The following is a 15,071-nucleotide window of genomic DNA, read 5'->3' on the forward strand; positions in this document are numbered from 1 at the left end:
AAATTCAAATAATGAATCCTAAACTACACTCATTTAGTCTCACTTTATAAGGAAAACAACTGTTGGTAAAATAAGTTCATACAAAAGGTGCTTTTTTTTATTTTTTTTCTCCGCCCTATACTTCATCCCCTCCAGCAACTTCAAAAACAAACACGGACAACCTGCCCCAACACCCTAAACGCAAATAGAATACCATACGAATATTACTACCATATTCACTGAAAGGGAAATCGAACATAGCCCAACGGTGTAAACACCACCCCAAACATAAAAAGCTGAAGGCCTAACCGATAAAATATGACACGAAGAGTTGATACGCAAGGAATGGCACACTGATGAAACAGATCAAACTGATAAACACAGATCTTTTATCTCACAAATGCCCATGATTAAGTCTTTATAAAAATCATTTAATGCGATATCATAACTCTCAAGACATTTATGAAATTTAACTGGTTTAAGGTCTTGTGAGAATACATTTAAACTAAATAATAACAATAAAATTGTATCTCTTTTTATCCATTTATCTCGGTTACTAATTCTGTTAATACTTCATTCCCCCTCACCAAAAGCAACAATTTCTACTGCTGCATCTAACGTTGTATTAAAACTATCGTCTCGATCTTTATTGGCAGGAGTTATGCCTTTAACACAGCCTATGTTGGAAAATGTTCTATTTACCCTTCCAGAGAAGATTACAGCCTAAGACATTCAGAACAAAACATTGATCAGTAAAGATAGAACGGACTTTCTGCCCTCCTGTTTATATATAATGTCCTTACCCAGCACTTCGCACTAGGCTATTAACTGTAACACTTTCAGGGCATTGTTGCAATATAAAAAACCCGTCCAATCCGTGGCTAAATTACCCTCTCGCACATCTAATAATTTCAACCAAGCCCCAAACGGGGTGAACGAACCTAGCCCAACGGTGAAATGAATATGTTGCGCCATAGCGCTACATAAGCATGAGCCTTGGGTACAACATACCACTAATTACCAAAGGCTGAAGGCCTGGCCCATCATAATCACACCCATCCAGTACGACCAAGTTTGTGCCAATTCATTGGCAAAAGAGAGCTCCTCAACTCCAGGGAACGCAGTGCTCCGCTCGGCATCATGTTTCTTACAAGCGCGATGCTCGTGCCAATGAATTGGCACAAAATACAGATATCTGAAGCTCCTAGCTAATTCAACAAACGAAAGCCATTATGATAGGTATCAATTCTTAAAACCTTGCCTGTTGGATCGAAAACATACCATTGTCCAGTTTTACTACCATCCTTAAATGCCCCTCGTTCTTTAAGCTTTCCTGTATCATAATAGTAATCTAAATAAAAACCTGTTCCTTGAACAAATGCTCCTGTTTTCTGTCCTAATTTGCGATCATAGTATTTATTCTCAGAAATCAATTGACCTTTTTGGATAAAACGTATTGATGAAGGCAAATCACCTCCATAGCTTGCTCTTAGAATTTCTCCTTGTAGATTATATACAAAATAGTCTCCATCCAATAGTCCATTACGATAGTTTAACTTCTGCACAACGACATGTTTGCGTTTGATAGTATATACTTCTTTTGTCCATGCACCATCTCGCTTCCCATCTTTTATCTTTCCGCTAATCCATCCATAAACTCGATTCTTCTCTTCCAACTTGGTTAAATATATATACACTACGGCATTCAACTTCGTCGAATCCAGATTAAGGTACAAACCTTGATGAATTAGAAATAGAGGAGCATCTCTGTTTATTTCATTTAAATTATAATCCAATACATGAAGGCGTGGCAAAGACCTATTTTCCTTCTCTACAGCCTTATTTCTCTGCTTCTTTACCCTATGATCTCGTGCCGATAACGAGAATGTTAGAAGACTTAATATGATTACGGCGAATATATGCTTCATAATGCGATTATTACACTTTATTAAACTCCTGTAAGAGATAAGCCATCTCTATAAACATCCTCTTTAAGTAGTTCTCCTTTTTCACTGTAATAAGACCAACGACCATCTCGTTTCCCTTTATGTAAACGCCCTTTCACCTTCACAACTCCACTTTCGGGATAATAATCAAGATACAAACCCGTACCACGATTAAAAGTTAAAGTATCAATTATTTCGCCCTTTGAATTATACAAATAGCTTGCTCCATCCAACATGTTAAAGAAATAATTCATTTTCTTAACAACAATCAGATCACCATTGATAAAATGATAGATCTGCCAAAGTCCATTTCTCATTCCATGATAAAGCTCTCCACAAACACAACCACGCCTACTATCACCTATCACACTGTTTCCATCGGGGATAACGGATCTTGGTAAAACATTCTGTTTAACATCAATAATTATATCTCCATTCGCTAAAGTTGAATCTTTCCAAACATCGATAAAGGTTGAACCTTCTAATGCTAGAAGTGTCTCTTTACAACCAAATGTTGCTCGAAAATCATAATCATTCACATTATAGTAATAATATCCACTATTTATTGAATATTTACTTTGAGGAAAACAAACAAATACAATATGAATTAACATGAATGTCAAAACTAAATACTTCATAGTTATTCTGATTTAATTAAATATTACATCTACTTTAGACACAAACATCCTCTCTTTACAAAGAACAAATCCATTTGCAATATGTGCCTACTGATTGACACAACGAACTTGGATACAAATATTAAACTCCTCCACTGAATATATGATGTTTGCTAGGTTGTAATTACCGAAATGATACCGTTGCGCTAATCAAAGGGATCTAAATTTGTAATTAGAATCCCATTGGAATATCTTTCTCTAAACAGCAATTCACCATCTTTTGCATAATAAGACCAAATTCCATCTCTTTTACCCCGAAAGAGACTCCCTGATATTTTAAGCCTTCCTGTATCATAATAGTAATCCTTATAAGGCCCTGTTCCTTTATGAAAACGGCTTACTACTTTCTTTGAGACAGGAAGATTACTCTCATCTAATACTGTTTCATATGACCAATTCAAGATATCTGCTCTTAAATTATAGACGATATAATCTCCATCTAACAATCCATTTTTATAACTCATTCTTTTTACAACATAGCTATGAATGTTAAAATACACCGTTTTTGTCCAAACGCCCTCTCTTCGTCCATCAATAATATTGCCTTCTAACTCCCCAATCATTGAATATACTTTCTCAACCACGGATGTATCGTCATCATCATGAAGAGTTATCATTAAATAGCGATTTAATGGTACCTCTGTTTCTGAATCTATCATCTGACCACATTCATTAAAAGAAACCTTAATGCTATCTTCAAATGAAATCATAGAATAATCATCTAAATACAAAGAGGGATTAACTCTGGATTCCTCAAAATCTGGAAATAAATCTAATATCATCATCGGTTCATCAAGAGAGTCTTTAATAATCATCTCTGATTCACCTTGACTCTCATTATCTTGCACCGTTTTTATAGAGATACATTGAGTAATAGATAAAGCAATCAATAGGGGGGCTCTCATATATGTTAAACGCATTAATTTAACAAATGAAAACAAACATAATTTAACATCATATGCCCAACAATCAAATGATACCGATTACACCCACAACAGTATGCAAACTCATTGGCACGTGAGGGACATCTATACCTAACGTCATTTGGTTGATAGAAAGATGCCGAGTTGAAGCTAAGTGTTTCCAGCGGTTGGCGGAGACCTATTAATATCTATGGAAATAATAACAATCACACCTGTAGTATGTAGTAGGACAGTCTTTGGGTATCGTAATTGCTATCAATAAGTTTTAAAGCCAGAATAGTCATTTCACCTAAAGTTTAGAGCAAAAAAAAAGGACAGAGTCCCCACTCTATCCTTTCAAACCTAACTAACTAAACCAATAAAACTAACTAAATCCAAACCTATGAATTTAAACACTATGCAAATATAATGTTTTAAAACACATCTCACAAACTTTCAAGAAAAAAATGTTTCAAAACAGATAAATAAATTTGCAGTTTAAACCAAGAGATCGAAATATCTTAATCATAATAAGAACAATCCTATTATTTACCATATAGACACAAAAAAAGGATAGAGAATCCTCTATCCTTTCAAACCTAACTAACTAAACCAATAAAACTAACTAAATCCAAACTTATGAATTTAAAACACAATGCAAATATAGTGTTTTAGAACATACCACACAACTATTTTTCAATAAATGTTTCAAAACACCCTATTTTTTTTTGAAAACACAAAAAAAGGATAGAAATACCCTTCTATCCTTTCAAACCTAACTAACTAAACCAATAAAACTAACTAAATCCAAACTTATGAATTTAAACACACTACAAATTTAAAGATGTGTTACTACTTAAACAACTATATGATGTTATTGTTTTATGAACTAAATTTTAAAATAATCTTAAAATGTATTTTAACTTTTTCCAAAATGAGAATGCAGCAATATGCTGCATTCTCTGAAAATCAAACCTATAAAACTAACTAATCCAAATCATTGAATCTAAAAACACACTTAAAGTTACATTAACACAATGGGAAAATAGATGACAAAAACCACCATTTCGAAAAAGTTGACACAATTCATCAAATTACAACCATGCAAAAGTTGTAGTAACCTTTGGACTTAAGTATATATATCAATGATCACCCCCATCTGTTAGCCAGCCAATAGTAAATGAAGTAAAACTATTTTTCTTATATCCATCTTTCTCAAAAAAGACACCAACAGAACCATTATTCATCTTAGTTATAGAAGAGTAGGCCGATGCTCCAGCATAAATTACTTTTGAAGAAGACCATGTTTTTCCATTATCATAGCTAATACGAGCACAAAGATTCTCTCGTTTCTTACTACTATTGGCATTAACAAAAATCAATCGATTCTTATCATCACCACTCTTTTTAGAACTATAGGTAAGTATCGTCCCATTACAACCTGGATCATTCAGGCTCATCTCAACCTTAGTACTCCAAGTTTTACCATTACTCTTGGATGTATGTGAGAATCTTTTCCCACGAGGGTTGTTTACCCGACTATTTATCATCCATTGACGATTTGGGAGTTCAATAATTTTTGATTCATCTCCCGGTATAATTGGTTCATCTATTAAAAACCAACTATCACCATGGTCTTTACTTCCAAAGACATGCAGGCCATTTCTCAAGTTAACGATAGTGTGTATCAACCAACCCTTGTGAGTTTGTGCACCTCGACCAGAGGTAATAAACTTAAAATCAGTTTTCCATTCTGGTTTCGTTATTTGGTCTGTGATATCCATCGGACTACTCCAAGTCTTTCCATTATCAACACTCTTCATCACATGCAAATAGTAGATATCCTTCTCTTTGTCCAAATCCATATAGTTATAGAATAGAAACACCACTCCACGTTCTCGGTCAACAATCATTGAAGGATCAGAAGCAGATTGGCCAAATGGATGATCGATGACCATCTCCATATTACACCATGTCTTTCCATTATCTTTACTTCGGCGCAATACAATATTAATATCTCGACTCCACTTTAAGTCCCCGCATGAAGGAACGCGTTGGTCTATAGCTGCCAACAAATCTCCATTCGGAGCAGTTACCAAGGAAGGGATGCGGTAACAAGAGACTCCAGCATCATTAGAAGCATCAAATAGGTTCGTAAAGGAAAGCTCCTTATTATTTTGTGCGACAACGTCTAGGATAATACCACATATCATAGATACAACAAGTATCATAAATACACTTCTCCTCATAATCATATATTTTTATTGGTTTAATGAATCGGTTTCTACCTCAACATTTAATGAGGCCAAACATATTCTTTTTCAAGATCGATATAATATTTGTAAATATCTACAAATCACAGAACAGTCACCTACACCAATTTCAAAACAGTATATTTAAAATCACTACGAAAAATACCCCAGACAGAGTTTAATTTACACTACCGTTACAAGATGGGCATAACCGAACGCTTACATATCAAACACCAAAGATAAGAACTCTTTAAAGCCACCTTCCCCTGACTAACACACTACGATCTACTGCTATCATTTGAATATTATTCAAAGTACATTTGAAGTTCCCTCACCCAAAATGCAAAATCGATGAATGTACTTCGAATGAACTTTGAATGTACTTCGAGCCATCTCAGGGGAAAGTATAGCTTTTCTTAGTGGATAGCCCGACTCTCCTTCGACTCTCCTTCGACTCTGGTTCGACTCTCATACGACTATTAGTCACATATTGGTCACATATTAGTCACATCTCAGTGATATAAAGTGTGAAGAATGGGTATGGGATATGTGGTCAATATGTGATAAATGTGTAAACGATAGTCGAAGGAAGGGTAAAGGTGGTACGAAGGAAGGGCGAAGGAGAGTGGTATAAAAGGTAGAGTAACATCTATTGGATTCATAATAGAGCGATGAAGTGTTGTGAATCAATTTTGTTTAGACAAGGTTGAAAACTAAAAGCGTTGTGAATCTATTTTGGTTAAACAAGGTTGAAAAATAGAAGCATGGTCTTTTCTTACGAGGATATCATTTAATGGAAGGTAAACAACCAAGAGTGCAAGGATATGGCTTATCTATAGAGACAATAGGCGCAAAACATTTTTTACTATCAAAATTGGTCTGAAGGAGATTAAAATAGTCAGTGATAGGAGTACGCTGAGAGTATAAGTAAAGAGCCTAAACAGCCTATTTATACGTTACCGAGAGGTTCGTTTCGATATACAGCCTATGATGATGTCAAGGTGTTATATTCTTTACAAACCGTGTCGACAGAGTAGAAATAGCCTATCTAGGCCTATTTTGAAGTAATGGTATTTTGTTTTAGATGGAATTGTTACTTACCACAGCACTTTTTAAATTTCTTGCCACTACCACACCAGCAAGGTTCATTACGCCCCATTTTACGAGAAGAACTTATCCCTGTCATGACATCCACCATTTCAGTTTTGGCATCCCCAGAGACATAGAGCCATTGGTCTGCTTCTTTGATAAATTGAGAACGTTCTTCGAGGATGGTCTGTTCGAATCCTTCTTTGTAGTATGCTTTAAATCGCACCTCTCCTTTCTCCCCCTCTTCTTTGGAAGAGATAACTTCTAATTTGGTGTAGGTTATATTTTCACACCACTGTTTTAGACCAGCTAATGTATTGGGCTTGGCCAATCTTTCGGTATCTAATATATATTCCACTTCGCCTAATGAGAAAGCGGTATATCTTGATCTCATCAATGCTTCGGGGCTATTTGCTTTCTCTTTACGTGAAATAAAACGTCCACAACAGCTGTTATAATCCTCTACTTTTCCACAAACACACATAAATATATCTCTATTTTAAAAATCTCTTTAATAATCCATCATACGACTCAATACGTCTATCCCTCAAGAATGGCCACCAACGACGTACTTGTTCGCTTCGCGTCATATCCAATTCAATCACTCTTATGGCCTCTTGATCGGAAGGGGCCTCGTAAAGCATCTCACCTTGTGGTCCTGCTACAAAGCTATTTCCCCAGAACTGGATGCCTGACGTAGAGTTAGAGGGGTCTAATTCACGCCCTACACGATTTACAGATACTACGGGGATACCATTGGCAACAGCATGAGCTCTTTGTGATATTATCCATGCATCTTTTTGGCGTATCTGTTCAGCGTGATCATCCATATCAGACCAACCGATAGCAGTTGGATAAATCAATATCTCTGCACCAGCTAGTGTCATCAATCGAGCTGCCTCAGGAAACCATTGATCCCAACACACCAATACTCCGATTCGACCAATGGAGGTATCAATAGGTTCAAAACCGATATCTCCTGGTGTAAAATAGAATTTCTCATAGAAACCAGGGTCATCAGGAATATGCATCTTACGATACTTGCCTAACATTGTGCCATTCTTTTCGAATACTACCGCTGTGTTATGGTATAACCCAGCACTCCGTCTCTCAAATAGTGAAGTTATCAATACGACTCTATGCTCTTTTGCCAGATGACTATAAAACTCCGTTGCCGCACCAGGGATAGGTTCAGCTAAGTCAAATAGGTCTGTATCTTCTGTTTGACAAAAGTATGGGGTATCGTGTAACTCTTGTAAAACAACGAGTTTTGCACCCTCTTCGGCTAACGATTTAACTTTCGTGGCAATGGTCGCTCTGTTGCTATGTACATCCGCCACATTTTGTTGTTGTATAATTCCAACTTGTACCGTTCTATTCATCCTATTGTATTATATCTCAATAAAACCCTCAGGGTATTGCATCGTAACGCAGTGTAGTGAGCCATGCTGTTTGATTAATACGCTACAATCCACCCCTATAACATCTCTTTTGGGGAAAAGTTGGGAAAATATTCTTAGTACCTCCTCATCGCTTTGGTCATAATAAGTTGGGACCAAAACAGCTCCATTGATGATTAGGAAGTTGGCATAGGTGGCAGGAAGACGCTCATTTTGATCGTCATACTTTGCACTAGGCCATGGCAAACAAACCAATCGATAGGGTTCCCCATTAGGTTGTCGAAAAGACCCAAGGATGTTAGCCATCTCATTTAATATTTCGTAATGATCATCATTTGGATCATCACACCCTTGATATACGATAGTATCTTCAGCAACAAAACGAGCCAAAGTATCTATATGACTATCCGTATCGTCTCCGTCTATCTCTCCAGCTGTTAACCACAAGATATGATCCACACCTAAATCTTGACGTAGACGATGCTCTATCTGTTGTTTATCTAGATGCTCATTTCTATTTTTTGATAGCAAACAGGCCTCTGTAACCATGCAAGAGCCTTTTCCATCGGTCTCAATCCCTCCCCCTTCTAAAACGAAATCTAATGCATTACGATATTGCACTTCAGATGAAAAGGTGTTTGACTGAAACAGATGAGAAGTTATTTGATTGTCTAAGTCGGATGGAAATTTAAGCCCCCACCCATTAAACCTATAGTCATACAGTTGCGGCACACCCCCATTAAACACAGAGATACCACCATGATCACGAGCCCATGTGTCATTGGTTTTACACAGTACAACCTTAAACGGATAAGGACCGGTATTCCCCTCTAATAGCGATACTACACTCTCTTTTTCTTGTGCAACAATCACTAAAGGTTGATAACGAGTAATCGCTTTGCTTAGCTCCAGGTAACACGATAAGACCTCCTCATAGACTTCTCTCCAGTCGGAGTCTATATGAGGCCACGTCAGTTGTATGGCTGACTGCCGATGCCATTCCGCAGGCCATATAATTGATGTTTTAGAACCACTCTTCTTCATGACACAAAGAAACAAATAATTATGGACATGAAAATATCACGCTATCGATAATACCAATTGCATCAATAGATGAACTATGTGCTAAACTTATTTTTCTTTTTTTTACCTCTTTTACATTAAACCTTTTAATCCAAATGTTGTCTAAAAAACATGAGTAAAAGAGATCATTTTTTTAAATTGAATTTAATTACCAATCAAGTGAGAAACGTCATATTACTATTCACCCTACTCTTTGTCTTTACATCAAAGATTTGGGCCACAGATAACACACCTCAACCAAGACCCAATAGAGCAGTTGTAGGAAGAGTGATTGATAAAAAGACAGAGAGCCCTGTCGAATATGCTACCGTAGCACTATACCAAATGCCAGGCAAGAAGTTGGTTACAGGAGTCGTAACCAATCAAAAAGGGGTATTTATGCTTAAAGGGGTAAAAAATGGATCGTATCAATTAGAGATCAAATATATTGGGTATGACAAACATCTTTCAAAACAGTTTCATGTTACTGATCAGAATAATTTCATCCGTATAGGTCAAGTTATTCTTGCTCCTAATGCCAAGTTACTTAATGAAGTAGAGGTTGTGGGTAATAATCGAAATATTGAGTATAAGATTGACAAGAAAGTCGTCAATGTGTCGAAACAGCTAACAGCCACAGCAGGAACAGCAGTAGATGTATTGGAGAATGTGCCGTCGGTAACGGTAGATGTTAATGGGGATGTATCGTTACGAGGAAGTACGAGCTTTACTGTCCTTATTGACGGAAAGCCTACGGTTCTTGATGCGAATGATGCATTGAAGCAGATTCCTTCGGCATCAATCCAAAATATTGAGTTGATCACTAATCCTTCTGTGAAATATGATCCAGATGGCACATCGGGAATTATTAATATCATCACCAAGAAGAATAAGCTGACTGGAATAAGTGGGATGGCAAGTCTTAGTGGAGGAACTTTTGATAACTATAATGGGAACTTATTATTGAACTGGAGAAAGAACGATTTTAATTTCACTCTTGGCGGCAACTTCAGAAATGGAAATTTCCCTTATGACACTGAAAATAGAAGAGAAACGTTCTCCAACGATACGACATGGGTAACCTCTTCATATGGAGAAGGGAAACGAAACTATAGTATGCAATCATTCAACGCAGGTGTAGAGTGGAATTTTTCAGATAAAGATATGCTATCGGTATCAGGTCGTTTCGGACAATTCAATATGAATATGGGATCAGATCTTACTTATACTGAATTGGTGAAAACATCCAAAGAGACGATCTCTGAGAAACAGTATTTAAGTAGTGAAAATGCTGATAGACAACGTAAGTTTTATTCGGTGAATACAACATATACTCATGATTTTGCGAAGAAAGGTCATCAAATTGAAGCTCAATTCAATGCAATGCAGAGAGATGCGATGGATGACTCAGGGAGTATATTGACAGATATGGATGGGAAGATCACTGATGGAAAGAATAATAGTGAAGATGGTCCAAGCAAAAGATATGTAACAAAGATTGACTATACTCTTCCTTTAGCTAATGATAGTAAATTTGAGGCAGGTTTTCAGAGTCGTGTTCAAAACAGCACGGACGACACGAAACTTTATAATTATGATGTAGCCAGTGGAGATTATGTTATCGACAATAAATTCTCTAGAGTTACAGACTATCAAAGAGATATCTACTCTATGTATGCTCAATATAATACGCAGATAGATAAATTTGGAGTTCAAGCAGGCTTTAGAGAGGAGTATACTGATCGTGTCATCAGCTCCGATACTGATAATAGCACTGCTACAGTAAGAAGATGGGATTGGTTTCCAACCCTACACCTCTCCTATAATATTACAGATAATGATCAATTAATGACTTCGTATACGAAGAGAATTAAGCGAACGAGAGGATATTATCTAGAACCATTTATTACATGGGTGGACAACTTTAATGTGCGTCAAGGTAATCCTAACCTTATTCCAGAATTAATTGATTCATATGAAGTCACGTATCTAAAAGATTTTGGGCGTAATTTCTTATCTGTGGATCTATATTATCGTGTGACACACAATAAAGTGGAGCAGATAGAGAGTGTTTATGATGAAAATATCATTATGCGTACTCCTGAGAATATTGGACAAGACTACTCTTTTGGTACTGAAATAACATTAGGAGTGTCACCATTCAAGTGGTGGAAAATAAACTTGATGGGTAATCTATATGATTATCGGGTAGAAGGACAGCTGAATGATCAGGACTTCTCAAGATCGAGTTTTAACTGGACAGGACGATTCAATAATACCTTTATTATCAACAAAACGACATCTTTCCAAATCAATAACACATATCAGAGTGGTTCGGTTACGGCACAAGGTAGCAAAGAGGGTTATTATAGTATGAATATCGCTGCAAGGAAGTCATTCTTTGATCGTAAATTGAATGCAACCATACAGATGAGAAATGCGCTGAATACGATTAACTATGAATCATATTCTGAAGCACCAGGTCTTACAACATATAACTCGACCACTTATGGTTGGCCTATGGTTAATCTAACGTTGAGCTATACATTCAACAACTTCAAGCGTAGCATGAAGAAGAGAGGTGAAGGTAGTAGCGATATGGATATGGAAGGGTTTTAAACATATTATTTGTCTATCATCGATTGATCCCCCCAAGTCTAAATGGCTATCCTTTCTGGATAGCCATTTATTTTGTCTCGCTGCAATGATTTTATTTTAATCTAAAAAAGCTTGTGATTGTTTTTTTTGTTTCTATTTCACGAATGAAAAGATCATAAGAATCCATATATTTGTTATATATACCAGTGCTCCGTTATAGTAGTATTGGTATAATTCACACCAATTATATATTTAAATGAGCTATACCATCTCGTTCTATATTACGATATTGTCGGTAGTAATTATAGCTTAATTAAAAATTCAATTGGTATAATAACCTTTATAGGATAGTAAGAAATAGATCAATGATATTGCCATGATGACATCAATTGAGATAAAGCATATTAGCGACACCTTAGGTCTTCGCTCCCATCAAGTAGAAAATACAATTCAACTCTTAGAGGAGGGTGCAACAGTACCTTTCATTGCTCGTTATAGAAAAGAGCGAACGGATTCATTAGATGAGGTGGCCATTGCCGATATTGAACAGCAAAAGGAGAAATTCGATACCCTTGCAAAGCGAAAAGAGTCGATCCTAAAAACGATAGAGTCTCAGGACTTACTTACACGAGAACTTAAGCAACAGATTGAGCAGACTTATGATCTTCAGCAATTAGAAGATATATATCTTCCATACAAACCAAAGCGTCGTACTAAAGCAACCATTGCGAAAGAGAATGGACTAGAGCCTTTGGCTAAGATGATCATGAAACAGAATCATGATCAAATAGAGAATAATGCTGCAAAATTTCTTTCGAAAGAGGTCGTAGAGATAACTGATGCTATCACAGGTGCCCAACACATTATTGCAGAGTGGGTCAACGAAAATAGTATTGCAAGAGAGATTGTTCGTGATGGATTCCAACGTAATGCTTTTATTGAGTCGAAAGTCGTAAAAGGAAAAGAGGAAGAGGGCGATAAATTTTCAAATTACTTTGAATGGAGAGAGCCACTACATAAATGTCCGTCACATCGATTGTTGGCGATGAGAAGAGGGGAAAAAGAGGGGGTATTAAAGATCTATATTACGACAGATAATGAGCGTGTATTGATTCGTTTAAACCGACTCTTTATTAAAACAGGATCAACAACCTCAAACTATATAGAGGAGGCGATATCGGACGGCTATAAGCGACTTCTATTGCCTTCGATTTGTACAGAGATATTGAAATCAAGTAAAGAGGAGGCAGACAAAGAGGCTATTGGAGTATTTGCAGAAAACCTCAGGCAACTACTACTATCGGCACCTCTAGGACAGAAGCGTATTCTTGCTATTGACCCTGGGTTTCGTACAGGATGTAAGATCGTATGTATGGATAAACAGGGACAGTTGCTTCATAATGAAACGATCTTTCCTCATAAACCCAAAAGTGATTATCAAAAGGCAATGAAGAAAGTGGCTCAATTGACCAACGCTTATAAAATTGAGGCCATTGCTATTGGTAACGGGACTGCTAGTAGAGAGACGGAATCATTCATTAAGAAAGTTCCTTTTGATCGTGATGTGTCGGTTTTTATCGTTAGTGAAGATGGGGCATCCATCTACTCTGCATCAAAAGTAGCAAGAGATGAATTTCCACAATATGATGTTACTGTAAGAGGTGCGATATCAATTGGTAGACGATTAATGGACCCTCTAGCCGAACTGGTTAAGATCGATCCACAAAGTATAGGTGTGGGACAATATCAACATGATGTGGATCAGAAACAGCTTAAAGAGGGTTTAGATCGTGTTGTATCGTCTTGTGTGAATAGTGTTGGAGTGAATGTAAATACAGCATCGACTCATCTATTACATTATGTGTCAGGGTTGGGACCTACATTGGCTAAAAACATTATGGAGTATCGCAATGAAAATGGGCCATTTGAGTCTCGAGCACAGCTAAAGAAGGTGAAGCGTATGGGAGACAAAGCCTTTGAACAGTGTGCTGGATTCTTACGAATAGATGAACCGAAAAATCCACTTGATAATTCAGCGGTGCATCCAGAAGCCTATGGTATTGTATCTAAAATGGCAAAAGATCTAAATACAAAGCCATCTGAACTTATCGGTAATGAGATGTTATGTGACCGTATCGACATCTATAAATATACCACCGACAAGCTCGGGGCGCCTACTCTGTCAGATATTGTAGATGAATTAAGAAAACCAGGGGTGGATCCACGAGAAGAGATAGAGACCTTTAAGTTTGCTGAGAATATTTTCAAACTGGAGGATCTTACTACTGGGATGGTTCTTCCGGGTATTGTTACTAATATCACTAATTTTGGGGCGTTTGTAGATGTCGGGATTAAACAACAAGGTTTGATTCATATCTCCGAAATGGCTGATCGTTTTATTTCAGATCCAAACGAAATTGTAAAACTACATCAACACCTTCAGGTAAAGGTTATTGATATTGACATACCACGTAAACGATTACAGTTATCATTGAAGCAGGTGTGATCATGATATATCTCATTTCATAATTCAACTGGAATTCCATGTTTACATGAGGGATATAATTTGCATTCTATATTATTGTACCTCGGTAAAGAATATCACCGAAAGGAGAACTATACTTGCATTATCAGGATGTCTTCTACGACATCTTGATAATCTTTATAAAATCGGATTGGTACGATACAAAGAGAGGACCTAAAACATAAAATGTTTAGGTCCTCTCTTTGTATATGGGTTTCACTTATGGGCATACAAACCCATAAGAGACACCACCGATATGTTAATTTATCGATTATTCGTCTTCGTCTTCAAGAAGCTCTTCTTGATAATCCAACTCCGCTTCAAGAAAAGCATCTGCTTGCGCTACCAAGTCTCCGATCAATTCAACACTTTCTGGTTTCTCATCAAACCAATGAATCGTTGGATTAGATGGGATACCATCATCGCCTGATTCAACAACGAAACGTGGACTCTCTGTATGCAATACATACACTTTATCAGGATCAACCTGAGCATTGTCGGCAATTAAAAATTTTGGTAACATAACGCTTTACATTAGTTTATGAAATGGACCTTTTCACTCTTTTCAAGAGCAAAGTTAATAATATTTCGAGTCGTTATCCTTTTGTTGTTAAATTATATCTTAATTCCGTGTTCTTTTTA

The 15,071-nt window shown here is 36.7% G+C and carries 10 protein-coding genes; 2 read left to right on the top strand and 8 right to left on the bottom strand.

Annotated elements, in window-relative coordinates; all coding sequences use genetic code 11:
* Positions 1-1,187 precede the first annotated feature (1,187 nt).
* The 7 genes from K5X82_06515 to K5X82_06545 form a co-directional block, all read right to left on the bottom strand.
* Positions 1,188-1,907: a hypothetical protein gene (locus tag K5X82_06515; GenBank protein QZT38541.1), complete on the bottom strand. Its 720-nt coding sequence runs from the start codon at positions 1,905-1,907 to the stop codon at positions 1,188-1,190.
* Between the two features lie 20 nt (positions 1,908-1,927).
* Positions 1,928-2,563: a hypothetical protein gene (locus tag K5X82_06520; GenBank protein ID QZT38542.1), complete on the bottom strand. Its 636-nt coding sequence runs from the start codon at positions 2,561-2,563 to the stop codon at positions 1,928-1,930.
* Positions 2,564-2,748: 185 nt separating this feature from the next.
* Positions 2,749-3,507: a hypothetical protein gene (locus tag K5X82_06525; GenBank protein QZT38543.1), complete on the bottom strand. Its 759-nt coding sequence runs from the start codon at positions 3,505-3,507 to the stop codon at positions 2,749-2,751.
* Between the two features lie 1,139 nt (positions 3,508-4,646).
* Positions 4,647-5,753: a glycoside hydrolase gene (locus tag K5X82_06530; protein ID QZT38544.1), complete on the bottom strand. Its 1,107-nt coding sequence runs from the start codon at positions 5,751-5,753 to the stop codon at positions 4,647-4,649.
* A 1,096-nt stretch (positions 5,754-6,849) separates the two neighbouring features.
* Positions 6,850-7,329 carry an SEC-C domain-containing protein gene (locus K5X82_06535; GenBank protein QZT38545.1) on the bottom strand — a complete coding sequence of 160 codons (480 nt, stop codon included), beginning with the start codon at positions 7,327-7,329 and terminating at the stop codon, positions 6,850-6,852.
* Between the two features lie 10 nt (positions 7,330-7,339).
* Positions 7,340-8,227, bottom strand: coding sequence for a carbon-nitrogen hydrolase (locus tag K5X82_06540; protein QZT38546.1), 888 nt, complete (start codon positions 8,225-8,227; stop codon positions 7,340-7,342).
* 9 nt (positions 8,228-8,236) lie between these two features.
* Complete coding sequence (locus K5X82_06545; protein QZT38547.1) at positions 8,237-9,289, bottom strand: agmatine deiminase family protein; 1,053 nt, start codon at positions 9,287-9,289, stop codon at positions 8,237-8,239.
* 150 nt (positions 9,290-9,439) lie between these two features.
* Here K5X82_06545 and K5X82_06550 point away from each other — a divergent pair, with 150 nt between their 5' ends.
* A complete protein-coding gene (locus K5X82_06550; protein ID QZT38548.1) occupies positions 9,440-11,926 on the top strand; it encodes a TonB-dependent receptor in 2,487 nt (828 codons plus the stop codon).
* A 358-nt stretch (positions 11,927-12,284) separates the two neighbouring features.
* A complete protein-coding gene (locus K5X82_06555; GenBank protein QZT39098.1) occupies positions 12,285-14,411 on the top strand; it encodes an RNA-binding transcriptional accessory protein in 2,127 nt (708 codons plus the stop codon).
* A gap of 289 nt (positions 14,412-14,700) precedes the next feature.
* On the opposite strand, the gene K5X82_06560 is transcribed toward K5X82_06555, so the two are convergent.
* Entirely contained in the window at positions 14,701-14,952 is a 252-nt protein-coding gene (locus K5X82_06560) for a hypothetical protein (protein QZT38549.1), read from the bottom strand.
* Positions 14,953-15,071 lie beyond the last annotated feature (119 nt).

The organism is Prolixibacteraceae bacterium, from assembly GCA_019856515.1.
GTDB lineage: Bacteria > Bacteroidota > Bacteroidia > Bacteroidales > Prolixibacteraceae > Halosquirtibacter > Halosquirtibacter xylanolyticus.